Origin of the sequence: Paraburkholderia agricolaris (genome assembly GCF_009455635.1) — a bacterium.
Taxonomy (GTDB): domain Bacteria; phylum Pseudomonadota; class Gammaproteobacteria; order Burkholderiales; family Burkholderiaceae; genus Paraburkholderia; species Paraburkholderia agricolaris.
Map to the genome: position 1 here is coordinate 761,888 of NZ_QPER01000002.1, position 26,451 is coordinate 788,338.

At 56.2% G+C, this 26,451-nt stretch carries 23 protein-coding genes; 16 read left to right on the plus strand and 7 right to left on the minus strand.

What is annotated here, in order from left to right:
* The first annotated feature begins 61 nt into the window (after positions 1–61).
* From GH665_RS24920 to GH665_RS24975, 12 genes are all read left to right on the plus strand, one after another.
* Positions 62–1,243: a polysaccharide biosynthesis/export family protein gene (locus tag GH665_RS24920; protein ID WP_246216363.1), complete on the plus strand. Its 1,182-nt coding sequence runs from the start codon at positions 62–64 to the stop codon at positions 1,241–1,243.
* Positions 1,244–1,292: 49 nt separating this feature from the next.
* Complete coding sequence (locus GH665_RS24925; protein ID WP_153139870.1) at positions 1,293–1,742, plus strand: low molecular weight protein-tyrosine-phosphatase; 450 nt, start codon at positions 1,293–1,295, stop codon at positions 1,740–1,742.
* Between the two features lie 2 nt (positions 1,743–1,744).
* Positions 1,745–3,988: a polysaccharide biosynthesis tyrosine autokinase gene (locus tag GH665_RS24930; RefSeq protein ID WP_153142291.1), complete on the plus strand. Its 2,244-nt coding sequence runs from the start codon at positions 1,745–1,747 to the stop codon at positions 3,986–3,988.
* A gap of 143 nt (positions 3,989–4,131) precedes the next feature.
* Positions 4,132–5,349: an O-antigen ligase family protein gene (locus GH665_RS24935; RefSeq protein ID WP_167531003.1), complete on the plus strand. Its 1,218-nt coding sequence runs from the start codon at positions 4,132–4,134 to the stop codon at positions 5,347–5,349.
* Positions 5,346–6,551 carry a glycosyltransferase family 4 protein gene (locus GH665_RS24940; RefSeq protein ID WP_153139874.1) on the plus strand — a complete coding sequence of 402 codons (1,206 nt, stop codon included), beginning with the start codon at positions 5,346–5,348 and terminating at the stop codon, positions 6,549–6,551. The genes GH665_RS24935 and GH665_RS24940 overlap by 4 nt, the downstream gene beginning before the upstream one ends.
* A complete protein-coding gene (locus GH665_RS24945; protein WP_153139877.1) occupies positions 6,548–7,411 on the plus strand; it encodes a glycosyltransferase family 2 protein in 864 nt (287 codons plus the stop codon). The genes GH665_RS24940 and GH665_RS24945 overlap by 4 nt, the downstream gene beginning before the upstream one ends.
* The gene (locus GH665_RS24950; protein WP_153139879.1) at positions 7,408–8,838 is read left to right on the plus strand and encodes a lipopolysaccharide biosynthesis protein; all 1,431 of its coding nucleotides are present in this window, start codon (positions 7,408–7,410) and stop codon (positions 8,836–8,838) included. The genes GH665_RS24945 and GH665_RS24950 overlap by 4 nt, the downstream gene beginning before the upstream one ends.
* Positions 8,835–9,773 carry a glycosyltransferase family 2 protein gene (locus tag GH665_RS24955; RefSeq protein ID WP_153139881.1) on the plus strand — a complete coding sequence of 313 codons (939 nt, stop codon included), beginning with the start codon at positions 8,835–8,837 and terminating at the stop codon, positions 9,771–9,773. The genes GH665_RS24950 and GH665_RS24955 overlap by 4 nt, the downstream gene beginning before the upstream one ends.
* The gene (locus tag GH665_RS24960; RefSeq protein ID WP_153139883.1) at positions 9,770–10,825 is read left to right on the plus strand and encodes a glycoside hydrolase family 5 protein; all 1,056 of its coding nucleotides are present in this window, start codon (positions 9,770–9,772) and stop codon (positions 10,823–10,825) included. Before GH665_RS24955 ends, GH665_RS24960 begins: the two co-directional genes overlap by 4 nt.
* Positions 10,826–10,867: 42 nt before the next feature.
* Positions 10,868–11,665, plus strand: coding sequence for a glycosyltransferase family 25 protein (locus GH665_RS24965; protein ID WP_153139885.1), 798 nt, complete (start codon positions 10,868–10,870; stop codon positions 11,663–11,665).
* A 96-nt stretch (positions 11,666–11,761) separates the two neighbouring features.
* Positions 11,762–12,940 carry a DUF1972 domain-containing protein gene (locus GH665_RS24970; RefSeq protein ID WP_153139887.1) on the plus strand — a complete coding sequence of 393 codons (1,179 nt, stop codon included), beginning with the start codon at positions 11,762–11,764 and terminating at the stop codon, positions 12,938–12,940.
* 67 nt (positions 12,941–13,007) lie between these two features.
* Positions 13,008–13,694 carry a hypothetical protein gene (locus GH665_RS24975; protein ID WP_153139889.1) on the plus strand — a complete coding sequence of 229 codons (687 nt, stop codon included), beginning with the start codon at positions 13,008–13,010 and terminating at the stop codon, positions 13,692–13,694.
* A 590-nt stretch (positions 13,695–14,284) separates the two neighbouring features.
* Here the strand turns inward: GH665_RS24975 and GH665_RS24980 are convergent.
* From GH665_RS24980 to GH665_RS24990, 3 genes are all read right to left on the minus strand, one after another.
* The gene (locus GH665_RS24980) at positions 14,285–15,448 is read right to left on the minus strand and encodes a glycosyltransferase family 4 protein (protein WP_153139891.1); all 1,164 of its coding nucleotides are present in this window, start codon (positions 15,446–15,448) and stop codon (positions 14,285–14,287) included.
* Between the two features lie 14 nt (positions 15,449–15,462).
* Positions 15,463–15,717 (minus strand): hypothetical protein, encoded by a 255-nt coding sequence (locus GH665_RS24985; protein ID WP_153139893.1) that lies wholly within the window; start codon positions 15,715–15,717, stop codon positions 15,463–15,465.
* Positions 15,718–16,757: 1,040 nt separating this feature from the next.
* The gene (locus GH665_RS24990) at positions 16,758–17,636 is read right to left on the minus strand and encodes a LysR family transcriptional regulator (RefSeq protein WP_153139895.1); all 879 of its coding nucleotides are present in this window, start codon (positions 17,634–17,636) and stop codon (positions 16,758–16,760) included.
* Between the two features lie 99 nt (positions 17,637–17,735).
* Between GH665_RS24990 and bla the strand changes: the two genes are divergently transcribed.
* On the plus strand, positions 17,736–18,671 hold the full coding sequence (bla, locus tag GH665_RS24995) for a class A beta-lactamase (protein ID WP_153139897.1): 936 nt from the start codon (positions 17,736–17,738) through the stop codon (positions 18,669–18,671).
* Between the two features lie 329 nt (positions 18,672–19,000).
* Here bla and GH665_RS25000 read toward each other — a convergent pair whose 3' ends face one another.
* The gene (locus tag GH665_RS25000) at positions 19,001–19,510 is read right to left on the minus strand and encodes a MuF-C-terminal domain-containing protein (RefSeq protein ID WP_153139899.1); all 510 of its coding nucleotides are present in this window, start codon (positions 19,508–19,510) and stop codon (positions 19,001–19,003) included.
* A 261-nt stretch (positions 19,511–19,771) separates the two neighbouring features.
* Here GH665_RS25000 and GH665_RS25005 point away from each other — a divergent pair, with 261 nt between their 5' ends.
* Complete coding sequence (locus GH665_RS25005; RefSeq protein WP_153139902.1) at positions 19,772–20,536, plus strand: IclR family transcriptional regulator; 765 nt, start codon at positions 19,772–19,774, stop codon at positions 20,534–20,536.
* Here the strand turns inward: GH665_RS25005 and GH665_RS25010 are convergent.
* From GH665_RS25010 to GH665_RS25020, 3 genes are read right to left on the minus strand one after another with little or no spacing between them, the layout of a single operon-like run.
* A complete protein-coding gene (locus GH665_RS25010) occupies positions 20,524–21,348 on the minus strand; it encodes a citryl-CoA lyase (RefSeq protein WP_153139904.1) in 825 nt (274 codons plus the stop codon). The genes GH665_RS25005 and GH665_RS25010 overlap by 13 nt on opposite strands.
* A gap of 2 nt (positions 21,349–21,350) precedes the next feature.
* Entirely contained in the window at positions 21,351–22,550 is a 1,200-nt protein-coding gene (locus GH665_RS25015; protein WP_153139906.1) for a CaiB/BaiF CoA transferase family protein, read from the minus strand.
* 35 nt (positions 22,551–22,585) lie between these two features.
* The gene (locus GH665_RS25020) at positions 22,586–24,019 is read right to left on the minus strand and encodes an MFS transporter (RefSeq protein ID WP_030099806.1); all 1,434 of its coding nucleotides are present in this window, start codon (positions 24,017–24,019) and stop codon (positions 22,586–22,588) included.
* Between the two features lie 291 nt (positions 24,020–24,310).
* Between GH665_RS25020 and GH665_RS25025 the strand changes: the two genes are divergently transcribed.
* Both GH665_RS25025 and GH665_RS25030 read left to right on the plus strand, forming a co-directional pair.
* On the plus strand, positions 24,311–25,357 hold the full coding sequence (locus GH665_RS25025) for a phytoene/squalene synthase family protein (RefSeq protein WP_153139908.1): 1,047 nt from the start codon (positions 24,311–24,313) through the stop codon (positions 25,355–25,357).
* 242 nt (positions 25,358–25,599) lie between these two features.
* The gene (locus GH665_RS25030; protein WP_153139910.1) at positions 25,600–26,418 is read left to right on the plus strand and encodes a hypothetical protein; all 819 of its coding nucleotides are present in this window, start codon (positions 25,600–25,602) and stop codon (positions 26,416–26,418) included.
* The last annotated feature ends 33 nt before the right edge of the window (positions 26,419–26,451 follow it).

Here is a 26,451-nt window from a genome sequence, read left to right on the forward strand (position 1 = left end):
CTTGAGCCTCATCCGAAAAATAAATTGTCCCGCGAGTGCGGGATACACGGGGAAACATCGTATGTCCAAGCGTTCCGTATGCTTTGCGCAAAGCCCAAAAGGATTCCAACGACTATTCGTACGTCTCGGCCTGATAGTCCTGCCGGCCTTCACCATGTTGTCCGCGTGTACTGTTGCTCCCGGGATGAAGATGTCCACGCCGGCCGTGGTTGCGCTCAATGACGGTAGCGACACTCAAACACCGACCACCGATCTCAAGATTCCGATTACCGACATCGATCTTTCGACGATCCAGGCGGCGCGCGAAACAGAAGATAAGCCGGCGTTTTTACGGTTGGAAAACGCAAGTGCTACGACCGATCTTTATACGGTCGGCCGTGGGGACGTGCTTCAAATCACCGTATGGGACCACCCTGAGTTAGCGCTTGCGCAGGGAGCGCAGCCGCCGGCCACGACACAAAAGGCGGCAGATCCCGGGTCCGGCTTCGTTGTGGATCAGTCGGGCAATCTGCAATTTCCGTTTGCGGGTCGTCTGCATGTCGAAGGGCTGGCGCCGCAGGAGATTCAGTCAAAACTGACTGCCGAGTTAGCCAAGACGTTCAACGATCCGCAGGTAACGGTGCGTGTGTCCTCGTATCGTTCGAAACAGGTGTACATAGACGGCGAGGTCCGGGTGCCAGGTGTTCAGGTTCTGAATGACGTACCAATGAACCTCTACGAAGCGATTAACCGCGCCGGCGGATTTAGCCCCACCGCAGATCAGAGCCGGCTGATGCTCGTTCGAAACGGGGAGTCGTTTCGTATTAACTTGCCGAGGATCCTTCAGGAAGGATACAACCCGGCCAGGCTCGTCCTTCGTCAAGGAGACCTGCTGCGCGTTCTGTCACGCGAGGATAGCGGCGTTTTCGTCATGGGCGAAGTTAATAAGCCGACAGTTGCTGTGCCCTTGCGCGACGGCAGGCTGACATTGAGCGACGCCCTGGCGCAGGCGGGTAGTCTGAACACATCGAGTTCCGACCCGTCGCAGGTCTACGTCATTCGTGGATCCGCCGACAAGAACTTCAAGGTGTTCCACCTCGACGCAAAATCGCCGGTTTCCATGCTTCTCGCCAATCAGTTCAATCTGCAGACCAATGACGTTGTCTACGTCGACGGCAATGGATTGGTGCGGTTTAGCCGTGTTCTGAGCTTGCTCATTCCGGCCATCAATGCAGGTCTGACAGCGGCGATTGCGACTAAATAGTCGTGTCAATACGAAGTTTGCGAAACCTAACGAAATGCTTCAGGCAAAAATGAGCACATCAGTACTTGTCGTTTGCGATGGAAACCTGTGCCGTAGCCCAATGGCCGCTGGAATTCTTTCGCACCGCCTGCCGGAGCTGAGTATCGCATCAGCCGGCATTGGTGCGGTAGTGGGCCACCGCGCCGACCCTCTTGCGCGAGAGCTTCTAATTGAGCGTGGCATCGACATCGATGGACATATTGCTCGTCAGGTAACCCTGAGCATGGTCACGGATGCAACGGTGATATTCGTAATGACCGACGTCCAGAAGCGATTCTTTGAGTCTCGTTACCCCTTCTCCACGGGACGGGTTTTTCGGCTTGGACACCATCGCGGGATTGATGTGATCGACCCGTATCGTAAAGACCGTTCAGTTTTCGAACACGTCTTGTCTACTATCGACACTGCGCTTGACGACTGGTATGTGGCGCTGCGCGAAATGAACGCAACGGTAATGTGAAAATGACCAACTTAAAAGACATTCGGCTCCTCGAGGAAAAAACAGATGATGATCTGAGCATCGGCGAATATATCGCTGTGCTCCAGAACAACAGAAAGTTGATCTTGATTGTCACGCTTGTTGTAACTGTGTTGAGCGTGGCGTACGCGATCATTGCGAAGCCTGTCTACCGCGCAAACATGATCGTTCAGGTTGAGGATTCCGATACCTCCGCCGCGCTATTAGGAGACCTGGCCCCTCTGCTTGGTGCCAAGTCGGAAACGACGGCGGAAATCGAGATCCTCAGATCGCGGCTCGTACTTGGGCAGACGGTTTCAAAGCTGAAGCTGTACATCTCGGCAAAGCCGAAGTACTTCCCGGTCATCGGTCGCTGGTTTGCGCGCCGCGCTGAAGATCACGAGCTGGCAAACTTGCCGGAGGGTTCTCTGGCCAAACCGTTACTCGGTCTTGAAAGCTTCGCGTGGGGTGGTGAGAAAATAAAGGTAGAGCGCTTCGACGTTCCGAAAACCTATGTGGAAAGTAAATTCACTCTGGTCTCAGACGGGAGCGGAAAATACCATCTGCTGGACAACGATAACGATGTCGTGCTGAATGGCGTGGTGGGTCAGGAAGCCCACGGTCGGGTCGATGATGGTCCGGTTACGTCTCTTGTGAGTGAACTCAATGCCCGCCCCAACACGAAGTTCAATCTCTTGCGCTATTCGGAATCGGAGCGTGTCGAGGATCTCCAGGACAAGCTGGTGATTGCGGAGCAGGGCAAGCAGTCCGGGATTCTTGAGACTACTCTCGACGGCACCGATGCTGAAGAGACGAAGGACACGCTAAACGCGATTGCCGACGAGTACGTCTATCAAAACGTTCAACTGAATACCGCCGAGACCGAGAAGACGCTGGTCTTTCTGGATCAGCAACTTCCTGCACTCAAGAAGGAACTGGAGTCGTCAGAAGAGCGATATAACAATTTTCGGAACCGCAGCGGGACAGTTAGCTTGAGCGAAGAGGCCAAGCTCGTTCTGCAACAATCGGTGGATGCCAACTCTACGCTGCTTGAGTTGAAGCAGAAGCGCGTGGAGCTCTTGCAGCGCTTCAATCCCGCAAGTCATAACGTCGCGACGATCGACAGCCAGATTAGCGCGGCGCAGGATCAGGTCGGCCTTCTGGCGCGCCGCATCACAGCGCTGCCAGATCTTGAGCAGTCCGCTTTGCGACTCATGCGCGACGTTACTGTCAATACCGACTTGTACACCGGCTTGCTGAATAGCGCGCAGCAACTCAAAGTTCTTAAGGCTGGCAAAGTCGGCAACGTGCGGATCGTGGACCGTGCCGTCCAGCCGGATAAACCTGTCAAGCCGAAGAGGCCACTGGTCGTTGCGCTGGGCGTTGTCCTGGGTCTGATTCTGGGTACCGTTGCCGCCTTTATCAACCGGGCTATTGTGCGCGGCGTAGAGGACGGCGACGTGATTGAACGTGCAACGGGCGTGAGCATCTTCGCGGCAATCCCGCAAAGCGAGCAACAGTCGGCGTTGGAAAACTCCATGCGAAAAGGCGAGGAGGGAATATTCGCTCTCGCCAAAGTTCGGCCGGACGATCCCACCATTGAGAGCATTCGCAGTCTTCGGACCTCGTTGCAGTTCGCCATGCTCAATAGCACGAACAATATTGTGGTGGTTACCGGCCCAAGCCCGGGCGTAGGAAAGTCATTCATTGGCTCTAACCTGGCGGCAGTACTGGCTACAACAGGCAAGCGCGTTCTGTTGATCGACGCGGACATGCGGCGAGGCCACTTGCATCAATTCTTTGACACGCCCCGGGAGAATGGGTTGTCGGAGTTGATTCTGGGCACCCATACGGTGGAACAGGCGACCCGGCGGCAGGTACTGGAAAACCTCGACTTGATAACAACGGGGACCGTTCCGCCGAATCCAGCCGAATTGCTTCTCGCTGACCGCTTTGCCAAGCTGCTTCATCAATTGGCTGCCTCGTATGACATTGTCCTCGTCGACACGCCACCCGTGCTTGCGGTGACGGACGCGGCAATTGTGGCGAAACTGGCGGGCACGACGCTCCTGGCGCTACGTCACGGACAGCACCCGCTGCCTGAAATTGCCGAAGCGGTAAGACGGTTGCGGCAAGGGGGCGCTGTGCTGAAGGGGGCCATCTTCAACGGCATTCCGCGCAGGGTTATTGGCTACGGCCGATATTACGGCGGGTACTACACGTACCAGTACGGCCGCATCAAGAAGTAGCAGCGGCGAGCAGGACGTGTGTAAACGGCGAAGGCCACGAATGCGTGGACTTTCGAAATCGGATCGAATTCTGCCGGGAAACGGTAGCGTGGCCCTAGAGATAAAACATGCTTAAGAGAATAGTTGGATTCTTGGCATTTGCGATGACGATTCTGTCATTCGGCGCATACATCGGCTTGATCAAAGATGGCGGGGCGCGCGACCAGGGCCTGGACAATGCTATTCCCTACAACGGTCCTCTGAACGCGTTGCCCATTGTTTGGGGCGGTGTGACGCTGGCGGTTGTATTTTTTGTATGGATTGTCTGCAGGTTCAAAATCCGACCGCATTGGGCCTTGCTGGGTCTCGGCGCGCTATCGATCTGCTCCGCGTTGTGGGCCGAGGTGCCTAAGGCATCTTTGGGTGCGGCTTTGCTGTTGATTGCAGCGTATCTGCTGGTCGCGACACATATTAAGTTGGCTGGCTGGGACGGGACGATCCGCGCGGCGATAAAAGGATTTCTTATATTCGAGTTGTCGAGTTTTATATACATATTCCTGATTCCTCACTATGGGGTGGCAGTTGGTGAACACCTGGGGAAATGGCAAGGTATTTTTACTCATAAAAATTCTCTCGGATCGTTCGCGGCGCTCGCATTCTCGATTTCATTCTGGTATTGGTTGATCTCGAAGAACAAGTTTGCTGCCCTGAGTGCAGTTCTTGCCGCCATATTGACTATTGGAAGTCAGTCGACGACCGCAATCGGTATTGTGGTCGTGCTGTTCCTGTTCAATTCGGCGTGCACTTTCAGCTTTATAAGAAAATTCATTTATCGTTATCGTCTTTTGATCCTGCTGGGTTTGTTGCTGCTCAGTGCTTTCGCGGTCTATGCCGCCATCGCCCTGGGGATGGATTCGCCCGATGAAAAATACGCAACCTTTTCAAACCGGAATGTCATCTGGCTTTACATCTTCGCGAAAGTTGCCGCGTCGCCGATCTGGGGCTACGGACTTGATCAGCTAAGCGTGGCGAATAGCCTTGATGGTTCGGACTTTACGTCGCAGGTCGGATTTCTGGTGGCCTCCGCGCATAACGGATTCATCGAGACGCTTTACTCGTTGGGGTTGTGCGGAGAGGTGATTGTCTTCCTGTTGATCACTGTATTTGTTAAGAATCTTAAAAATAACCAGACATTTACCCTGTTTTTTGGGTACATGTTTATTTTCATTCTCGAAAACACCTTTGAGTCGAGAATGGTCAGCTTCAATTCTCATTTCATTGTCTTTCTATATTTGTTTGAGATATCTGCGGCGATGAATGGGGAGGTTGTTCGGCGATCGCTAACTAAAACAAGCGCACCGGTTTACCTGAGAGCATCATGAAAATCGCCATGGCTGGCCAGAACTACTTCGTACGAGGTGGCTCTGACAAGGTTCTTATAGAAACAGAGAAAATGCTTCGTGCCTACGGCCACGAAGTTGCACCTTTTTGTGGTGCGGATAAGGAGAACCAGGCCAGCGAATGGCTGGAATTTTTCCCGAAAAAGGAAGTATCAATTTCGTCACCGCGCCTGAGCGATGTTGTTCGATACATGTACAACTTCGATGCGAAGAAAGCCGTTCGGAGATTTATCAGGGAATTCGGTCCTGATGTATTTCATTGCCACATTTACTACGGGAAGCTTTCGGCTTCTATTTTGGCTGAGGTGAAAAGTCACGCCATACCGCTGGTGCAGACAATTCACGAGTACAAGCTTGTATGTCCAACGTATCAACTCAGCTCCAACGGTTCTGTTTGCGAGAAGTGTGCGAATTTCAAGTTTCACAATGTCCTCACACATCGATGCAACAAGGGGTCCGTAATGCGATCGGCCGCTTCTATGGTCGAGAGTTACGTTAGCTATATGTTCGGTTCCGTTGAGAAGATAGACAGATTTATAGCCGTTAGCGATTTTCAACGGAACAAGGTCGTAAGCATGGGTGTTCCGGAGCACAAGGTCTCCACCATACATAATTTTGTGGATATTAGCGAAATAGTTCCCGAGTACCGCGCGGGCCGGTATTTCATATATTTCGGACGCGTAGAAAAAGAGAAGGGAATCTGGGTGCTCCTTGCGGCCTTCAAGAAGATTAAAAACATCAACCTGTTGATTGTGGGTGTCGGCGGCGCCTATGAAGATGCCAAGGAATATTGCCGGAAGAACGCTATGTCGAACGTGACGTTCTTCGGATTTGCCACTCGAGATCAGTTGGGCGGCTTAGTCAGAGGAGCGACGGCAAGCATCGTTCCATCCGTCTGGTACGAAACCTTCGGACTGTCGGCTGCAGAGTCGCTGGCGTATGGGAAACCGGTGATTGCTGCCGACATCGGGGGGCTCCCAGAAGTATTGAGTGCCGGGGACGACTCGACGCTTGTCGAAGCCGGCAACGTTGACGCGCTCATTACCGCAGTCGAAGAAATGGCATATGGAAAGCTCGATCTGGAAAAAATGGGGCGTGTGGGCAGGAAGAATGTCGAAAGTAAATTTAGCAGACCCGCGCATTACGAGAAGTTGTCCGCACTGTATCGCTCGGTAATGTCATGAAAGACAGATTGCGAACCGTTAAGCAGGACGTCAAGTTGGCTTTCGCTGTGGTGAGAGCCCTGGTGGATCATTTAACGACCGAAGTAACGTGGATTCTCTGCCGTGCAACGCGCCGAACGGCGCAACTCGACCGGCGAGTTATCGTCAGCCTTACCTCATATCCGCCGAGGTTCCGGACCCTGCATTTAACGCTCAAGACGATTCTCTTGCAAAGCGTGCAACCGGCCGCGGTAGTACTTTGGATAGCCGAAGAGGATTCGGAGCATTTGCCGGCCAATGTACTGGCGCTGCAGAGTTGGGGGCTGGAGATTCACTTCTGCGAAAACTTGCGGTCATACAAGAAACTGGTGCCCGCTCTGTCCGCCTATAAAGGCATGGCAGTGGTTACAGCCGATGACGACGTCGTCTATTGGCGGACATGGCTCGCCGACCTGCTTGAGCAATACAACGAGAGCTCGCCGGAAATTCTTTGTCACCGGATGCATGTCGTTAAAACCAACTCTGACGGGCTACCCGATGCATACAGAACCTGGCACTGGTGCTCGGAGTCTTTGCAAAAAAATCCATTGAATTTTGCTACGGGAGTGGGCGGCGTTCTTTATCCACCCAACGTCTTCGACGGCGAAGCAACAAACGTGGACAGAATGAAAAGCCTTTGCCCGCAAGCTGACGACGTCTGGTTTTACTGGATGGCGAGAGCCAGGGGCATTCTGGTCAGAAAAGTCCCGTCAAGCGGAACCGTCAAATTCTGGCTCGGCTCCCAGGAGGTCGCACTGTGGAAGTCAAACCTCGGAAGCGACGAGAACGACGTGCAGATTGCGGCGATGATTAAAGAATATGGATTTATGGGCGGCCCATGACACTTATTAACAACACGAAATGGGTTGCCGTTTCCCAATTTTCTCGCGTGGGATTGCAGCTATTGGGCATGCTGTTTCTGGCGAGGCTTCTTGGGCCCGCGGATTACGGCGTAATGGCGATGGCGATGATCGTCGTCAATCTCGCGAATCTTCTGCGAGACCTGGGAACCTCGGCGGCTGTTGTTCAGAGAGATGAACTGGATGAGAACGCAAAAGCCACGGTCTTCTGGCTGAATTTCGGAGTCGGGCTGACACTTTCAGCACTGGTCGCGGGTTTGGCCACCCTGATCGGATACATCTTTGTGTCGCCGAATCTTCCGAAGGTGTTGTGGTTGCTCGCCCTCGGCTTCCCGATCACCGCTAGCTCCGCCGTTCATCAGGCTTTGCTTGAGCGTCAATCGCAGTTCAAGTTGCTTGCAAGGGTTGAAATTCTATCTTCGGGAACAGGCCTCTCTGTGGCTATTCTCCTGGCCCACTTTGGGTTCGGCGTGTTTTGCCTGCCGGCGCAGATACTCACTGCGGCTGCGCTGTCGTCGACGCAACTGTGGATATTGAGCCGGTGGCGCCCGGTAAGGAAATTCAATGTCGAATCCTTTAAATCCTTGTTCTCCTATAGCGGGAATTTAACGGCGTTCAATCTGATCAATTATTTCGCGAGAAACGCCGACAGCATCGTCGTCGGCAAGTTGCTTGGCGCGGTGCAATTGGGTGTTTATTCCCAGGCCTATCGGGTCATGTTGTTTCCGTTGCAAAACATGACGTTCGTAGCCACCCGGGCGCTCTTCCCGTTACTAAGCCGGCATCAGAACGAACCGCTTGTCCTGCGGAATCTGTACCTGAAGACCGTCATGATGGTCGTAACGATCACGGGCCCCCTGATGTGCGGGATCTGGGTCTTGAGGTCCGAGTTCGTGCACATCGTATTCGGCGCGAAATGGAGTGCGGTAGTTCCGGTTTTGGCCTGGCTTGCGCCGGTTGGATTTATACAGTCAGTGGTTAGTACCACCGGCACTGTTTTTATGGCAACCGGGAACACGAAATCATTGATGAAGCTCGGATTGATTGCGACGGTTCTGCAGGTCGGTGGATTCATTATTGGCGCCTTCTGGGATGTCAATCATGTCGCTGCGATGTATGCCGTTGCAAACATGATCAATTTCTTCGTGGCTATGACTGCGACCATGAAACATCTGGGCTCAGGCATTTCGTATTTGCTGGCGAAAATTTCGCGGCCGCTGGCGATTTGCGCCGTGATGATGGTTTGCATGACTGTGCTGCGGATTAAATTAATCGATACCGGGATGAGCGCGTTGCCGCTCGCGATATTGGTCTCTGCGGTAGGGGCGGCAGTTTATGGGCTGATGGGCTTTGGGTGGATAAAGAAGACCGTTTTTACATTTGCCGAGAAACGTGCCCAGGTGGAATGATGAACAACAATGCGCTTATCAGTGTTGTCATTCCTACCTACAACCGGGAGGCTACTATCGCCCGCGCGGTAGAAAGCGCGCTTAAACAGACCTGGACGAATATTGAAGTAATAGTCATAGACGACGGTTCAACTGATGGTACGGAAGAAGTCGTCAGGACGATAAATGATCCTCGCGTCCGATACTTAAGGAATGACAGGAACCTCAAGGGAGGCGCCTCGCGGAATAAAGGCGGTACCTTGGCGCGCGGCGAATACATAGCATTTCTCGACTCAGATGACGAGTGGCTGGCGGGGAAACTGGCCACTCAAATGGAAGCCGTGTTGGAGCACGGGAACCCAAAGGCTGTCGTTTGTTATACAAGGCTGCGGGTGAGGCGAGACGGCAAAGAGTTTATGGAACCTGCTCGTGGAATTGGACGTGGGGAACAGGTCGGCGACTACCTGTTCAAGAATTCGGGGCACATTCAGACAAGCTCGCTGTTCATGTCGAAAGAGCTTTTCGAAAGCTGCCTATTCGATTCGAGACTGCTAAAGCATCAGGATTGGGATCTGGCGATTCGCTTGCAGTTGATTGGCGCTGAATTTGTGTTTATTGAAAGTGCTGAGACGATCTGGTACCAGGATTCGAAAACGAATCGTGTTTCTTCGCTCGTAGACAACGATGGTTCAAAAGAGTGGATTAGGCGGTACGGCGATCATCTGTCGAAAGGTGCAATTTTTGGATTCATGGCAATCATAATCGCACCGGAATTAGCAAACGGTCCGCTTTCTGAGCGTATCAAGGCGGCAGGGATACTGATTGCCGCACTTTTTCTTCGCGCGGTAAAAGTCCGAAAGTTCGTCACCGACTTCGCCAGGGTTGTTGTTGGGCGAAAGGTCATCAATTCATGTAAGACGGCGTTCTACGGTGTAAGAGGAGTGCTGGTGAAATGATTTCAAAAAAATCGATTGCGGGTGTTTTTTTGTGCTTGCTGGCGCTCACCTCGATGCCGGCTGTTGCATTCGATTGGGCAACAGCACGGGGTTTTAACGTAACACCAAATGTGTCCGACGCAGATCTCGAATATATCGCGAGCATCGGATGTAGTGTGGTTCGCGTTTCATTCGGTGACTCGCCGCTGTTAAGCCTGACTGGCTCGTATGAGAGCAACGAGGCCACCTTCAAGAAACTTGACCACATAATTGAGGTCGCGAAGAAGAATCATCTGGCCGTTGTTATCGATCCCCACGCGCTGCCGGGGTTCAAGAATCGATACACGACGTCGCCGCATGACGTTTTCTGGTCATCCGATTTGCTTCAGAACAGATTGAAGTCGCTTTGGGTTCAGATTGCGCAGCGCTATCGCAGCGACGGCCAGGCGGTGTTGGGATTTGACCTGTTGAACGAACCTGTAACGGCGGTACCGTCGGCCGACAATAATTATTTTGATTGGAACAAGTTTGTCGAATCGTTAGTCTCGGTAATTCGAGCCAACAATAAAGCGGCATACATCGTTATCGAGCCGGCGAGGCAGCTTAACGCGCAAGGGGGCTACGACAGTTTCTTTTCCGCACTGAGCCGTCTCAAGCTTCCACGTACGGATCGGATGGTTGTAAGTCCCCATATGTACACGCCAATGGAATTGACGCATGAAGGCGTGCTGCCGCAGTTCTCCGCGGCGGTTCACTACCCTGGGAGAATCGCCGGAGAGCAGTGGGACGCGAACAAGATCCGGGCCACCCTCGTTGTCGCGAGGCAGTACGGTGACGCCAATCATGTTCCGATTTTCATCGGGGAGTTTAGTGCAAGCGTCATATCGGGTGATGATGGGGATCGTTACCTCGCCGACCTGCTTGATGTCATGGATCAGCTTTCGTTTGGCTGGGCCTTCCACGCATTTAAGGAAAATCCGCTCTGGAATCCCCAGCAAACGACTTTGCGCATGGCTTCGAATGGGAGGACCGTCAGAATGAACACGATTATTAGCGCTTTAAAAGGTAAATAGAATCCCGTGTGCCGTGCGAATTGAGTGCGAATAGTATCTACGATGAAAACATTTCTGATTTCACTGTCGCAGGATGAGGCCCGGAGGAAGCTGCTAAAAGGCAGATTTCCCCAGGCGTCAGAAGCATTTGAAATTGTGAGCGCGGTCGACGGACGCTCGATGAGCGCGCGGGAGTATTTTCAGCTTGCCGCTCCGCTTTATCGTTCGAAAGGTGAGTTGCTGAGCCCGGCGGAAGTAGGTTGTGCGCTGAGCCATCTTGAAGCGTATCGGCAATTTCTGGATACCGGCGAAAAGATGGCTCTAATCCTTGAGGACGATATCGAGGGGCGCGATGAAGACATCAGCCGAATTGCGCGTGTTGCGGAGCAACTGGATAACGACTTTTTGCTTTGCTGCGGCGCGCAGGATGGGCTGCGCTCACGCAGGTGGCTTTTCGGCAAGCAGCGAAGTTCGAGCGAGCCTGGCGTGTTCACGGTCAACGGGCATTCCTATCGGCAAATGTGGCGAACCGCCTGTTACGTATTGTCTAGAGGCATGGCGGCTGACTTGCTTGCCAGGCAATCCGCGGTGTTGCACAAGGCTGACGATTGGGCCTCGCTACTGAAACGCTCAAAAGGCGAGGTGCTTTTTTGCGACGTGCTCTCGCATCCTGCGCAGCATGCCGGGAGCAGCATTGAAGCTGAAAGGACTTTGCTGATGAGGCAGGACTTTAAAGGCCGTAATAAGCCTGCCGAAGACTACTTCAACTATTTGATGAAGCGATTCTCTCTGTTTCGTTCGATATTTTTGTCCATGTGCGGTTTTTTGAATGGATACAGGAGAATTTTTCGGGACATCTAGGTATTGGGCAGAATTGATTTGCAAGGCCTTTTGGAATGGGCTCGGGGAAATCGATTCCGTTAAGATTTTTAAAAAATTAAATCGCTTAATCAAATAATGAAAAAAGACCTTGCTATTCTGGGGACGCGCGGGATTCCCGCGCGACATGGTGGCTTTGAGACTTTTGCGGAGCGTTTGGCACTTTATCTGGTGAAGCAGGGGTGGCGAGTGACCGTTTACTGCCAGGCGGACACTGCCGAGAACCTTTGCGAGGTAGACGAATGGAAAGGCGTGCGGCGCGTTACGATTTCCACGAATGCGCCTGGCGCGTGGGGCACGATGGCGTTCGATTTTAAGGCCGTGCGTCATGTAATCGAGGCGAGACCCGATGTGGTGTTGACGCTCGGTTACAACACGGCGGTTTTCTCAAGCTGGCTTCGTCTGTCCGGGATAAACAACATTTTCAACATGGATGGACTTGAGTGGCAGCGAATAAAGTGGAGCGCACCAGCGAAAGTTTGGTTGTGGCTGAATGAGCGGATTGGTTGCCTCGTTGGTAACCATTTGATAGCCGACCATCCGTCGATTGCCGATCACCTGGCAACACGGGTGTCCAGAAAAAAGATCACAACGATTGTCTACGGCGCTGACCGGGCAACGCGCGATCTCCAGCATTCCGTGTTGAGTAAATACGATCTTGCAGGCTTGCCGTACGGCATCCTCATAGCAAGACCGGAAGCGGAGAACTCGATCCTGGAGATCGTCACCGCATTCTCACAACGCCGGCGGCAGGCCAAATTGATGGTGTTGGGAAGTTATAACGGACAGCAGAACGCGTATCACCAGAGGGTTCTGGACGCCGCAAGCGAGGAAGTCATTTTCCCAGGCGCAATCTATGACCATGCCGCTGTTAGCGCGCTTCGCGCAAATGCGCGCTTCTATCTTCACGGACATCAGGTGGGCGGCACGAATCCCTCTCTTGTGGAAGCGTTGGGTGCCGGGTGCGCGGTGATTGCGCATAACAATCGGTTCAACCGCTGGGTGGCTGGAGATAGCGCGAAATTTTTCTCGACGGTCGAAGAATGCAACGCCTGTATCTCCGAACTGTTGGACGACGACGAGCTTGTCGATCGCTTAAGTTCGGCGAGCGTTAAGCGCTTTGAAGAAGAATTTCAGTGGAACAAGATTCTCACGGAATATGAGCGGCTGCTGGAAAAATACACGCGGCGGTATCCGAAATACGCCGTGCAGCCAGGCAGAGCAGAAGGCGCGCTGCCCGAGGGCGATGAGATGTGATTGACTGGGGGCGTCTGCGTCCAGACTGTGAAGTATCTTGAAGTTATTCGATTGCCGGGGTCGATGTATGAAAATAAAAATCGCTTTTTTGATAACTTACTTATTTTTGGCTAACTGCGCGTGTGCGCAGGTTGAAGGCGATGCACTTTCCGCGGCGCCTTTAGATCAAGCCGGCTACGGAGAAGGTAACTTTACAGTGTCGAGTTTTTCGGCGCGCAAAGCAGAGGCCGATGCCCTGAAGGGGCACTATCGCATTAGATACGCGGGACGGAAAAACCGGATTGCGGCCGAAAAGGAGGAGTCCGACTATCAGACGCCATCCTATAGTGAGCCAGGCGCTCTCACAGAGAATACGCTAGACCCGTCCGCGGCCTCGAGCGTCAAGACCCAGCAGGTGTCGGGTATGTTGGCAGGCGGCATCGGGCAAAAGCGAGGGATGGGTCAAAGACCGGGCTCTTCCGGTTTAATGGCCGGCATGAGCGGGGGCATGGGCGCCGGCGCCCGAATCGGTATTGGCGCGAACGGTGGTCTGAGCATGGCCAGAGGGACGAGTGTGGCGGCAGTGGCCGGCGTCGGAATGGGAAGTGGCGCTGCGATGAGGGTTATGCAAAACAAAGTGTCCGGCAGTATGGGCGGTATGGGCAGTGCGGAGAATACGGACGCGTCGGATGAGTTACTACAATCTGATCTCGGCGGAAGCACGCTGGGGAGTGGCATAACGGGCAGTCAGAGTTTTTCTGATTTGGGCCGATAGCGATTATTCAGGCAGGGTCCACGCGTGGCTCTTGATAGCGGCGGACATGGTGGAGCGCGGTTTTTGGGTATTCTGAAGTCTGTCTTTGCCAGCCGAGAACACTAGGACTGCCTGAAACGGCGCGCGCGTTCGAGCAGTTCGTCATAACTGGCTATGGATATTGCAACCAAAGCAGCGCATACCACTGCAATTAGTAGAAGTGGCATTAGCATGAGATTGACAATCCAGCGCACGGGCATGCGAACTCCATGTATTTGAAATGCTTGCCGTTTTACCAGACAGGCTTTTGTCGACGTTTCCAGAGTGTACAGACTGGCGAATCATGCGTATGTTCGCTGACGATCACTGACCTTGGTTTCAGGCAATCGTTCCTTCGCAGGCAATGAGCGCTATCGAGACGGCGTGGAGGTCAAATGGTATTGACCACGCAGAAGTGATGCGGCGGCCGCGGCCGCCACGTTGATGTGATCAGAAGAAGTCATCGCCGCACGTGATGCGGCGCACGCGTGGATTGTCGTATCCGAGGCTGAAATGCAGCGCTATCGGATTAATTGAGGGCTGAGGGCGGTGGTTTTCACCGGCACCGGGAATCACGCGGCATAAAGCCGATTCAATTGATCGGCATAGGCAGCCGGGCTGTGCTCGGAGGCTACGCGTTCAATGCATCGTTGCCCCCGCTCGCGCAGTGCTTCAGGGTGCTCGATCGCATCGCGAGCTGCTTTGTAAATACCGTCGATAATCGCATCACGAAGCTGCCGTTTGACGGTTTCGTTATTCACGTCGAGCTCGTTTGATTCGTTGAGCGGCAGATCCACAACCCATCCCACCGAACCGTTGTTGATCTCCGGAAGCGCGCGAACATTGGTCGTAATGACCGGGCAACCCGCCGCCTGGAACTCCAGGACCGAGTAACCGTAAGTGTCGGCCCATGTCGGTAACAGGCCAACGTGGGTGCGCCGCAATAGCTCGATGACTTCGGCGTTGGGCAGTTTCGTTTTGTGCGTGATGCGCTGACTACTGGAAATCAACGCCCGGGCCTGCTGCAGGGTTTCCTCTTTATCCTGAACCCCGCGGTGGGCATGGTTCCAGGTCTCGGAAAGATCGCCTACCAGCGTTAGCTCATATCCTGTGATTCCCTCCGATTCCAGGCGCGCAAAAGCTTCAAGGGTTTCGTAGCCTCCCTTCTGGAAAAACTGCCGCCCGACGAAGGTGAAACGGACAATGCCATCATCCGGCTTTTCGGCGCAACCACTGATCAATGCCTGAGGCGGCGGAATAACCGCCATCTTTCGTACGATGGCTTCCCTGAGCTCCGGATAGGACTCCAGCATGCGAAGTTGCATACGCATATTGCATTGGGAGAGTGCGATAATTTTTTTGCAATTGTCTCGGGCGATCAGGCCAAGTTTGTACCGGACTAGCCGACTGTGTCTAAGCGAACCGTCTGCATTGCGCGATTGCTTGGCATCAAGATAAAAATTCTCGCGCGGGATCATCGACTCGAACGTCGACACCCAGGGCTTACGGGTGTTCGAAACGTCGTTGAAAAAATGGAAGCAATCAACATCAGGCGATTTCTTCTCGACGTGGAAGAAATCGAAGAACGACAATTGCTTCCTGCTGAGCTTTCGCTCGATCTTCGCAAGGAGACGGATGAAAATCGGATTGCCGATTTTTTGATATGTGGTGTCCGGCACTTTTCCCAGCACGCAGCGCTGTTCAGGGTAGTTGCCTTTCGTATATCCGATTTTCATGTGCTGTTCTTTTGTTAGCGGAAAAAGAGAAATGCTTGCACAGCAACTGCGACGATCGCAGTCAGCAAAGCAAAGAGACGCAACCGCCTAAGCAGGTTCAGCCGTTTCAACTCCTGCGACCCGCGCGCACGTGTTGGTTGCCACTCCAGAAACAACAGCTTCCCTTCGTGGCGCTTTGTTGCCCATGCGGCTGTGTTCACGCTTACATACAAATAAAAAAAGACGCCCAAAACACAAAGTTTGGGAATGAGGTTCAACCCGATTTTCATACGGTCCCGTAGCGTGTGTGGCTGCCGGTCTGTTCTGGCAGCATCCGTTTTGTCTCGACGCGCCGAAGACTCACGCTCTTGCGTGACGGCGCGCTGCAATCAAGCGAGATTTATGCCAGATGAGTGGCCCACTACCCATGGTCTCGACCCGAGCCTGTGGGCAGCAAGCGCTCTTTTTTCTAGTGATATTTCGACCACGTAGCTCGTAACACCTGGGCTTCGTTACGTCCCAATGCACGTAACACGCAATCCGCGAAGAGCATGCGCGAGGTGAGTGATTTCTTTTGTTGCGAGATCAGGGAAATTTGGCGAAGGCGATCGCGATACAGAGATGCCGAATGTTTCTCCGTTCGTTTTTCACGTTGACTCGCCAGCGGAAACGTGTGCGCCTGATGGAGGAAGTGATTCGATCGGGAATTGCATCAGCGAGCGCCGGATCTTGTCGCTGGCGCTACCAGGGTTCGAACAGTAGTTGACTCGTGACGATGATGGAACGACTCAGCATGAGCGGCTTTGTGCTTCCGCCTCGAACCGATCCAACTCCCCAAGCAGATGCTTGATCTGGAACGTCTGCAATTGAGTCAGGGGAAATTCGTCCTGTATGCGTTGTAGCCGTTTTCGCCAATATGCTGGTGGCAACACAGGTTCGCCACGGAAGGCGCGTAGCGATGGCGCCATTACACGCGCGACGTGCGCGATGTCCTCATCCATTGTCATGCAAGAGCCCCGAAAGACCTCGGTGTTTAGCTGTCGTTTTTTTTATGTGCGCACTTTTTGTAAGAACAGGTTCATAAACGCTGCGCAAACTTCGAGGCTCATAGTAAGAAAACAGAATCGCCAGGTCAAGGTTTCTGATCGGATTTCGCGTGGGCAGTGCAGCAAATTGCCCCTTGATTTCAGGGCTAATCCGATCGCGATGGGATTTCAGGCGCAGTTTGCCGGGTCGTCAGCGAGGATGCTTTTACGCGCGAGATCGCTTCGGCGTAAGAGGTGTCAAACAGTGCAAGTGAGTGCCTCCATACCTGAAGACGGGCGGTTTGCTAGCCTTGTTCGGGCAACGCTGCTTCCTTGACGATCCACTGGCTGAACAGCGTCATGGCCGGCGTCATTGGTTTGCCCTTCAACCACGTCAACCAGTAGCTGCCGGCGTGAACCTCCACTTCGAATGGGCGCACCAGGCGGCCCGTGTTGATCTCGTGATCGAACATTAGCGCGGGCGCCAACGCAATGCCCGCGCCCTGCATCGCCGCCTCCACCATCAATCGCGAAGAATCGAACACCGGTCCACGAATTGGCCGCGGCGGAATACCGGCGGCCGCGAACCAGGTCGCCCAGTCATCGACCCGATAGGAGCGCAGCAAGGTTTCATTGGCGAGATCCGCGGGTTCGGCCAGGCGCCGCGCGATTTCAGGCGCACACAGAATCGCGAGCGGCGCGTCGAGCAGCCGGGTGGCGAGCGAGCCTGGCCAGGTGCCGTCGCCGAAACGAATTGCGAAGTCGAGGCCTTCCGTGGCGAGGTCGACCAGATTGTTGTTGGTGAGCAGACGCAATTCGACAAACGGATGCGCTTCGCGAAACGACCTGAGTCGCGGCATCAACCAGCCTACCGCGAAGGTACCCACCACGCCGACTGTCAACACCTCGTGAAAGTGGCCCCCCTCGAACTGCTTGAGCACGGCTTCGATGCGATCGAACGCATCGGTGAGGACAGGGCGCAGCGCCAGGCCTTCATCCGTCATTGCCAGTCCGCGAGGCAAACGTTTGAATAGCGTCGTGCCGAGCCGCTCCTCCAGCGTCCTGACCTGCTGACTCACCGCGGCCTGGGTGACGTTCAACTCGAGCGCGGCGCGCGTAAAGCTCAAATGCCGCGCGGACGACTCGAAGGCGCGCAGCGCATTCAACGGAAGATACGGTCTCATGGCGGAAGCACAAGTTTTTCTTGGGGACCGACTAACTTATCATCGTTTGCCAACGCGCGGTGGAACACCGATAGTTGCGGCTTCACATAAGGAGCGGCGATGATCACAAGACGGAAATTCGCGGGCGCGATGCTCGGTGTTTCGATAGCTGGGGTTGCGGTTGGCAGCGGTGGAGCGTTTGCGAAAGTGGTGAAGGCGAGCGCCACCAAACAAGGCGGCGGCGCGGTCAAGGTGGAGGCAATTCGCCAGCGGCTCGCGCAGATCGAAGCGGAAAGCGGCGGACGGCTCGGCGTTTCGATCCTCGACACAACGTCCGGATTGCATACCGGTTTGCGGACGGACGAGCGGTTTCCGATGTGCAGCACGTTCAAACTGCTGGCAGCGGGGCTTGTACTGACGCGCGTGGATCACGGGCAGGAGAATCTGGAGCGGCGTGTCGTATTTTCGAAAAGCGATCTTGTGCCGTACTCGCCGGCGACCAGCCGGCACACCCGCGAGCTGACCGGTGAGGCGGGGATGAGCGTCGCCGACTTGTGCAAGGCAGCCATTACGCTCAGCGACAACACCGCGGCCAATCTGCTGCTGGCAAGCTTCGGCGGTCCCGCTGCTTTGACCGCGTTCGCGCGTAGTATCGGCGACGGCGTCACGCGTCTGGACCGTAACGAACCGGCGCTGAACGAAGCGACACCCGGCGATCCGCGCGACACCACCACACCCAACGCGATGCTCGGCAATTTGCGCGAACTGCTGCTGGACGAGCGCTTGTCCTCGCCGTCGCGTGCGCAATTGCTGGCCTGGCTTGCCGCGAATCAGACCGGTGGCGAACGGATTCGCGCGAAGCTGCCGAAGGATTGGGGCGTCGGCGATAAAACCGGCACGGGCGATCACGGCACGGCAAACGACATCGCGATTCTCTGGCCGCCGGGACGCGGGCCGATTCTCGTCACGGTCTACCTCACGGAGACAAGCGGCGATGCGGCGCGCTGCAATGCGGCGATCGCAAACGTTGGCGCGGTCGTGGTGGCGGCAGTTTGATGGGGGCGGGGTGGCCGCAGATGAAACGACGGTTGGGCTTCGCACGATGACGCCGCTCGCGGCCGGCCGTTGTGCGACGCATCCGGGATGCGTGCCGCTGCCTACTTGAATCTTGCCCGCCTCAGAGGTCGGAGGTCTTTGATGCAGTTTGACAAGATCCCTATCGAAGCAGATAATTCGCGTTGCCTAAGGGCTACGATAAATACCCGACTAGCAGCAGACGGTCGGCTATCCGTGGACTTAGGCATTTTCATTTCCAGGCCGAGTCGCTGCCTTTTATATCTCCGGCTGGGACGTTGGCCTCGGCCCCGCAATTTCCTACTCCTTGGCTACACCGGTTCGGTTGTGAGTTCAACGACCGGCTCGCGCTTCCAGATCAGAAGTCCATTTGCCTCCCAGCGCTCGATGACCGCAGGATCGTCTTTCGCGTAAGCGCTTGCCATCCAGTGCATGTTTGGTTTGTTTGCTGAATCCGGCACGTCGACGCGAATCGCGACAAGCAGCGGATTTTTACCGTCAGGCATTTCGATCGTAACGACCACAATGCTATCGCGCTCAGTGGCTGATTCATACACTGCGACGGGTTTGAGGATCAGTTCTCGCAGCGAGGCGACCGTTTCGGGAGGCAGCCCATGTTTCTCCATGATTTTGAGAAGCAGGCGAACGGACGTGACAATGGCTCGATCGGATAAGTTGATCGCCGTCAGCGTTTCCTTCGTAAAATGGCCGATGAGAACCTGATGACGGTAGTCGCTGTCCGTAAGGTACCCTTTTTGATGCCTCCGCAATAACTCTGCTGTCAGCTCTACTGACAGATCGAAGCGTACAAATCTGCTCATTGATGCCTTTGTATTTTTGCCTTCCAGGCATCCAGGACGATCGAAATTTTATCTGCGCCGTCAGAGCAAAAGGCATCTCTTTATCGTGGGTTCAGCTGCGACCGCGAGTCTGCAGAAACAGGCGAAAATGACCGTGTTTCGCCGTGCGGCATTCGCTTTCGACCCGTTGCTTCGCTGAGGAACCAATGTCGACTATGAGCGCACCGCGTGATGGCGTAAAATTTCAGCTTCCCTATGAAGCAACGTGACTGACGCGAACTCATGCCAACGCCCACGGACAAATCAAACTCAAAGGAAACCGAGGGCGTTGCCGTCATCGATCGTGCTTGCGCGATCCTGTTCGCCTTCCGGCCGGATGACGCCGCGCTCACGCTCGCCGAACTCGCGGCGCGCACGGGGCTTTACAAGAGCACGTTATTGCGACTCGCGGGCTCGTTGATCCAGCACCGCCTGCTGCTGCGTCTGGACGACGGCCGTTATCAACTCGGCCCCGCCACCTTCATGCTCGGCGCGCTGTATCAGCGCAGCCTCAACGTCGGCGATATTCTGGTGCCGCTGATGCGTGAACTCGCGGAAACAAGCGGTGAAAGCGTGTCCTTCTATGTGCGCGACGAAGCGGTGCGCGTGTGCCTGCATCGTGTGGACTCCACCCATGCGGTGCGTTTTCATGTGCGCGAAGGTGACGTACTGCCGCTGGAAAGCGGCTCGGGCGGCCATGCGTTGCTGGCGTTCGGCGGCACGCCGGGCGCACCGTACGAGAAGATTCGCGAGGATTTCTACTGTGTGTCGATCGGCGAGCGCGATCGGGAGACGGCTGGGATTTCGATGCCGGTATTCGGCGTGCGCCAGAGCTTGCGCGGCGTGCTCACGCTCGCGGGCCCGAGTTCGCGCATCGATCAGGCGTTTTTCGAGCGCAATCTCGACGCGTTGTTCGATTGCGCCGCGCGTGCCACGGATGCCTTAGGCGGCGACTCACGCGCCATGCGCAACGCGCAGCGGCGCGCGGCCGCGCTTCAGGACAGGTGACGTTCGGGCTTGCCCGTGTAGGTGTAGCCCATCTGGCGCGGCATCGGGCCTTTGTTGCGCTCGTTGCGTCCGCGCTGCTCCCACGCATGCGACAGAATCCCGACCGCGCGTGACAGGCAAAACACGCCGCGTGCCAGCTCCGGCGCAAAACCCAGTTCCGCGTAGATCACGGCGGTTGCGCCGTCGATATTCATCGGTACGGGCTTGTTCTTGCGCTGCTTGAGCAAGGCTTCAATGCCGCGCGCAATCGAGGCGTATTGCCCACTGATACTTTTTTGTTCGACGTTCTCATCCACGAGTGCAAGAAGCCGGATGGCCCGCGGATCGACCGGATGAAAGCGGTGTCCAAAGCCGGGCAGATACTTGCCGTGCTCAGCGGTAAATGCATCGACTCCTTGCTCGACCGCGCCCTCCAGCGTGGCGCCTGCTTCCATGAGCGCGGCGATCGAATCGTACAGTTCGACCGCCTGCTGACCCGCACCGCCATGCACGTCGTCCAGCGCATTGATCGCCGAGGCCATTGCGCCGTTCAACGGCAAACCGCAACTGGTTGCCATTCGCGAGATCGCAATCGACGGGGCGTGTGGGCCATGATCCACCGATGCCACCAGCGCCGCCTCGAACAGACGCGCTTGCGCGGCGTCAGGCAGCTCTCCGCGCAGCATCAGCCAGATCATTTGCGGAAAGCTGACGTTGCCAATCAGTTCCTGAATCGGAAAACCGCGTACCTTGATCGAGCCGGGATGAATATCGATGATCGAAGTGCTCCAGTACTCGGCGGCGAGCCTGGCAGCGTCGAATGCTTGCGTCATGTTCAGATCACTCCTTCGGAGCGTAGGTGGTCGATTTGTGCGTCGTCGTAACCGAGCGCGGCGAGCTGATCGCGCGTGTGTGCCGATAGGACCGGCGCGGGCGTGGCCGGCGCGGTGTCGGCATCGGAGAGACGAAAGCCCGCGCGCGTGACGCGTTGCCGCTCAGTCGCGCCGTTGCCCGGAAATTCGCGGATGAACTCGCGTGATTCCAGATGCGGATGAGCGAGGATCTCGGGCACCGACATCACGCGTCCGGCCGGCACGCCTGCTTCGAAGAATTTGGCTTCCCAGTTTGTCGCACTGTCATTGGCCAGCGCCGCTTCGATTTCAGCCTTCAATGCCGCGCGATTCACCTTGCGTGCATTGCGCTCGGAAAAGCGCGTGTCGTCGAGCAGATCGGCGCGGCCGATCAGGTGGCACAGGCTGGCGAACTGCTTGTTCTCGTTCGCCGCGATATTGAGCGGTCCGTCGCCGGTTTTGAAGGTGCCCGAAGGCGCGGCGGTGAAGTTCTCGTTACCCATCGGCTCGGGCGTGACGCCGGCATTCAGATAGTTCGAGACGACCCAGCCCATCGTCGCGAGCGTGGCTTCGAGCATCGAGACGTCGAGCATGCGGCCGTGCCCGCTTGCGCGGGCGTCCACCAGCGCGGCGCAGATGCCGAATGCGGCGGTGAGACCGCCCACCGTGTCCGACACCGGGTAGCCGACGCGCAATGGCGCGCTGTCGGCGTCGCCGGTTACGCTCATCACACCCGAAATGCCCTGGATGATCTGGTCGTAGGCGGGGCGCTTCGAAAACTCGCCGTCCATGCCGAAACCGGAGATCGCGCAGTACACGAGCTTTGGATTCACCTCGCGCAACGCGTCGAAATCGAGGCCGAGCCGCGTCATCACGCCGGGCCGGAAATTTTCGACCAGCACGTCGGCGGTTTTGACGAGCTCGCGCAAGATGGTCTTGCCGCGCGGGTCCTTCAGATTGAGCGTGAGGGATTGTTTGCCGGCATTGACCGCAACGAACGAGGCCCCCATGTTGCGCATCGACGCTTCCTTGTCGGCGCCCAGGCGCCGCGCAAGATCGCCCCCCTCGGGATGCTCGACCTTGATTACTTCGGCGCCCAGCAACGCGAGCTGATACGCGCAGAAAGGGCCCGCCAATACATTCGATAAATCCAGTACCCGCACTCCAGCCAGCGGCAGCGTCATCTTTGAAGCCTCTTGTTCAATGCGCTCAGTTGCGCTCAATGCGAAATTTCGTCGAGATTGCGATTGTTGGTGCGCGGCCCGAAGAGGCCGATCGCGCCCATCACCATTACCATCGACAGCGTGATCAACGCGAACACGCCCGGCACCTGGAAGTGGCGCAGCGCGAAGGCGATCATGAAGCCGGAGAACATCGCGGATAAGCGCGACATCGAGTAAACAAAACCGACGGCGCGCGCCCGCAAGCGGGTGGGGAACAGTTCGGTCTGGTACGCGTGATAGCCGACCGACAGCAAGGTGCCGCACAGCGTGATCAGCACACCTAGCGTCATCAGCATGGCAGGCGAGGTTTGCGTCGCGAACAGGCTGCCGAACACGGCGATGCCGAGTGCCGATAACACGATCAGGGTCTTACGTTCGATGCGATCCGCGATCGCCATGCCGATTAGCGGTCCGAACGGATTGGAGATCGCAATGACGAACGAATACAGCAGGCTGTGCGTAATCGTCACGCCCTTGGAAACCAGCAGCGTCGGCACCCATGATGCGAAGCCGTAGAAGCCGATCGCCTGGAACAGGTTGAAGACGAGCATCGTGATCGCGCGCTTGCGATACGGCGGCTGCCAGATTTCGCGGAAAGCGGCCTTGGTGGTAGCCGGCTCGACAGCCGGCACCGGTGCGGGCAAGGGCTTGCCGTATTGCCGGGCGACTTTTGCTTCGATCGCTTGCAGGACCTGTTCGGCTTCGGCGGCGCGGCCTTGCTGTGCGAGCCAACGCGGGCTTTCCGGCACGCGCCGGCGGATGGCCCACACGATTACCGCGCCGAGTGCGCCGATGATCACGACCCAGCGCCAGCCGTCCACGCCGAACGGCGTTTGTGGCACCAGCCACCAGGCGAGCAAGGCGACCGACGGCACGGCGGTGTACTGCACCAGATGAACGAACGCGAAGGCCCGGCCGCGCAGGTGTTTCGGCACGAGTTCGCTGACATAGGTGTCGATCGTCACCAGCTCGACGCCCACGCCGATGCCCGCGATCAGGCGCCACAGATTGATGGCCGGCGCGGTGGTTTGCAGGGCCATGATCAGCGTGGCCGCGGAATACCACAGTAGCGACACGGTAAACACGGTTCGACGGCCATAGCGATCCGCCAGACCCGCGAGAAAGAAGGTGCCGATGAAGAGTCCGGCGAATGACGCCGCCACGAAGGCGCCCAGCCCGGATACCCCGAAGAACGATGCGGTCGTGGTTGCATAGAGGCCGCTTTTGACGAGGCCGGGGCCCACATAAGCGGTGAAAAACAGGTCGTAGAACTCGAACCAGCCGCCGATCGACAGCAGGAACACCAGCATCCATATCGTGCGCGTGGCGGGCAGGCGGTCGATGCGCGCGTTGACGCCGGGCGTGAGCGCCTGCGCGCCGGTGCTTGAAGCGGGCGACGCGCCAGGTGCGTCGAGCGGCAGGCTTGCCATGGAATCCTCCTTCGGAGTCTCTTGCCTACGTAGTTCTGTCTAACAGAACGACGTTCTATTTAATGAATGTGCCGAGATTAATCTGTGTGGCGGTTGGCAGGAATTCGGGGTTTTACCTAGCCGTCAGGCCGCGATCCGCTCGAGCATCGCGTGAAGGGTGTCGAATGAAAGCGGCTTGCGCGCGTATTCGATGGTGGGATTCGGCATGATCCCTGTCCAGTGGACGTATACAATTCGGCAGCGCCTGATTTTCGCCTCCTGATTTCGCCTAATACTCACCTGATCTCACTCATGCCGAATCCGACCCGGGCCTTTCTTCTCGGCCCGCTCCTGAAAGGCGTTTCACGCTCCTTCTACCTCACCCTGCGCGTGCTGCCCGCCGGGATGCGCGATCCGATTGGCCTCGCGTACCTGCTGGCGCGTGCGGCCGACACCATCGCGGACACGTCGCTGATCTCGCCCGAGCAACGCCTGGCGTTGCTGCTGTCGCTGCGCGGCCAGATCAACGGCGCGACGGACGACGGCGCGCTGTTCCAGCGTATGGCAACAGAGGTAGCGGGGCAGCAGGTCCAGTCCGATGAAAAGGTCTTGCTGGAATCGCTTGGACCCGCGCTCGAGGTGCTCTCGCAACTGAGCGAGTCGGACCGCAAGGCCGTACGCGAAATCGTCTCGACGCTGACCGAGGGTATGGAGTTCGACCTTCGCGCGTTTCCCGACGAACGTTCCGGTCAGATCGCCGCGCTGCGCGAATACGCGGAACTTGACCGCTATACCTATCTGGTGGCGGGCTGCGTCGGCGAATTCTGGACCACGATGACTTACGCACACATGCCCGGTACGCTGAAAGAGCGGCCCGAGACCATGGCGCGCCGCGGCGTGCGTTTCGGCAAAGCGCTGCAGATGACCAACGTGTTGCGCGATTGCGGCAAGGACTTGCGAATCGGCCGCTGCTACCTGCCGCAGACGATGCTCGATCAATACGGCCTCAGCGTGCAAGATCTGCTGCTGCCGGCGAATTCCGCTCGCGCGAGACCTCTGATGGTCGAACTCGTGCGCGGTGCGCTGGATCATTTCCGCGAGGCGCTCGACTACACGCTGGCGATTCCCGCGTGGTCGGTGCGTTTGCGTCTCGCCTGTTTGTGGCCGATCCTGATCGGCCTGGACACGCTGTTGTTGCTGGTGGATAACGCGGCCTGGCTCGACCCGGCCAAAGTCTCCAAAGTCCGGCGCAATCAGGTGTATGGAATCATCGCATCCTCACTGCTGCTGGTGCCTTCGAATGGACTGGTGCGCGCGTCCGTTGAAAAACGCATCAAGCAGATCGAAGCTCGATTCTGAGTATCGGGTCCGTTCTATAGATGGTTAGTTATCCGTTTTAATTTGGAAGAGAATTGGACAAAAGACGCGTAACACATGCCGCGTCTGAAAACCTTACAAATTAACGGCACTGTCATAGTTGGTAATTAAAGTGTTGTTCGGAATCAGGCCCGCGAAACTCGCACGTTATGCGAATCGCCGGTCTTATCAATTCGCTCACGCGATATCAAATAATCCGAACAGCTTCAGGTTATCAACTCGCCATGCAAACCCGACGGACCTTCCTTGCCTCCGCATCCAGAACGGCGACGCTGCCCGTTCTCGCATCCGCGCTTGGCGCATGCGGTGGCAATAATCTTTCCATCAGCACGCCCATTTCCGACGCCGAACTTCAGGCGCAGATGATCGGCAAGCTCAACGCACAACTCAACGACACCACGACGGGTAATACCATCGAGCCGTATTTGATGGACGTGGGTTTTACGTGGGACCTTCCGCTGATTCCCGCCGCACAGGTCAACACGATCGTTGCCTATAGCTTCGGCAACCGGCCGAACGCGGCGAGTGGCAACACGTCGAGCAACGGCACCAATCAGGCGGCACTCCCTGATCCCGGGCCGATCAATGAAGAACTCGCAGATGCCGTGCATCAGATCTATCAATTGAAGCCCGTGACGGTCTTCGCGCAGTGGGAAATCGCGCGCTTTCTCGCGTCCAAGTATCAGATGAACAGCACGAACCTGCATTCCATCGAACCTGTCATTGCCAGCGACGGCTCGATCACTTACCTCAGCACCGACGGCGTGGCAGCCGCCATCGTGGCGCTTGAAGGCGGTGCCGCGGCCATGGGGAATGTGGCTGTGGTCGGTCATCGCGACCATGCGAAGCGTTGCATTCAGACCTCCGTGGGTCGTGGCATGAAAGCGTACGCAGCGAAGGAAGTGACGCTGCCCGTCAATTACGATCCGTTGTCGGGGCAGCCGTGGACTCGCAATCGCGGACTCTATCTGGTGCATGACATGTATGCACAGTTGGCCGTCAAAGCTCAAACCTTGATCGCCCAGGCCTATCCGCAAGGCTAAAAGGCGCAACGTCATCACAGAACAGCAAGGCAA

What these genes read in the sequence shown, in the direction of transcription:
- GH665_RS25025 (WP_153139908.1), top strand. Translation starts at nt 24,311, where the DNA reads ATGCCGAATCCGACCCGGGCCTTTCTTCTCGGCCCGCTCCTGAAAGGC.
- GH665_RS24965 (WP_153139885.1), top strand. Translation starts at nt 10,868, where the DNA reads ATGAAAACATTTCTGATTTCACTGTCGCAGGATGAGGCCCGGAGGAAG.
- GH665_RS25030 (WP_153139910.1), top strand. Translation starts at nt 25,600, where the DNA reads ATGCAAACCCGACGGACCTTCCTTGCCTCCGCATCCAGAACGGCGACG.
- GH665_RS24935 (WP_167531003.1), top strand. Translation starts at nt 4,132, where the DNA reads ATGACGATTCTGTCATTCGGCGCATACATCGGCTTGATCAAAGATGGC.
- GH665_RS24990 (WP_153139895.1), bottom strand. Translation starts at nt 17,636, where the DNA reads ATGAGACCGTATCTTCCGTTGAATGCGCTGCGCGCCTTCGAGTCGTCC.
- GH665_RS24930 (WP_153142291.1), top strand. Translation starts at nt 1,745, where the DNA reads ATGACCAACTTAAAAGACATTCGGCTCCTCGAGGAAAAAACAGATGAT.
- GH665_RS24955 (WP_153139881.1), top strand. Translation starts at nt 8,835, where the DNA reads ATGATGAACAACAATGCGCTTATCAGTGTTGTCATTCCTACCTACAAC.
- GH665_RS25010 (WP_153139904.1), bottom strand. Translation starts at nt 21,348, where the DNA reads ATGACGCAAGCATTCGACGCTGCCAGGCTCGCCGCCGAGTACTGGAGC.
- GH665_RS24970 (WP_153139887.1), top strand. Translation starts at nt 11,762, where the DNA reads ATGAAAAAAGACCTTGCTATTCTGGGGACGCGCGGGATTCCCGCGCGA.
- GH665_RS24980 (WP_153139891.1), bottom strand. Translation starts at nt 15,448, where the DNA reads ATGAAAATCGGATATACGAAAGGCAACTACCCTGAACAGCGCTGCGTG.
- GH665_RS24945 (WP_153139877.1), top strand. Translation starts at nt 6,548, where the DNA reads ATGAAAGACAGATTGCGAACCGTTAAGCAGGACGTCAAGTTGGCTTTC.
- GH665_RS24940 (WP_153139874.1), top strand. Translation starts at nt 5,346, where the DNA reads ATGAAAATCGCCATGGCTGGCCAGAACTACTTCGTACGAGGTGGCTCT.
- GH665_RS25015 (WP_153139906.1), bottom strand. Translation starts at nt 22,550, where the DNA reads ATGACGCTGCCGCTGGCTGGAGTGCGGGTACTGGATTTATCGAATGTA.
- GH665_RS24985 (WP_153139893.1), bottom strand. Translation starts at nt 15,717, where the DNA reads ATGAAAATCGGGTTGAACCTCATTCCCAAACTTTGTGTTTTGGGCGTC.
- GH665_RS24960 (WP_153139883.1), top strand. Translation starts at nt 9,770, where the DNA reads ATGATTTCAAAAAAATCGATTGCGGGTGTTTTTTTGTGCTTGCTGGCG.
- bla (WP_153139897.1), top strand. Translation starts at nt 17,736, where the DNA reads ATGATCACAAGACGGAAATTCGCGGGCGCGATGCTCGGTGTTTCGATA.
- GH665_RS25020 (WP_030099806.1), bottom strand. Translation starts at nt 24,019, where the DNA reads ATGGCAAGCCTGCCGCTCGACGCACCTGGCGCGTCGCCCGCTTCAAGC.
- GH665_RS25000 (WP_153139899.1), bottom strand. Translation starts at nt 19,510, where the DNA reads ATGAGCAGATTTGTACGCTTCGATCTGTCAGTAGAGCTGACAGCAGAG.
- GH665_RS24925 (WP_153139870.1), top strand. Translation starts at nt 1,293, where the DNA reads ATGAGCACATCAGTACTTGTCGTTTGCGATGGAAACCTGTGCCGTAGC.
- GH665_RS24975 (WP_153139889.1), top strand. Translation starts at nt 13,008, where the DNA reads ATGAAAATAAAAATCGCTTTTTTGATAACTTACTTATTTTTGGCTAAC.
- GH665_RS25005 (WP_153139902.1), top strand. Translation starts at nt 19,772, where the DNA reads ATGCCAACGCCCACGGACAAATCAAACTCAAAGGAAACCGAGGGCGTT.
- GH665_RS24920 (WP_246216363.1), top strand. Translation starts at nt 62, where the DNA reads ATGTCCAAGCGTTCCGTATGCTTTGCGCAAAGCCCAAAAGGATTCCAA.
- GH665_RS24950 (WP_153139879.1), top strand. Translation starts at nt 7,408, where the DNA reads ATGACACTTATTAACAACACGAAATGGGTTGCCGTTTCCCAATTTTCT.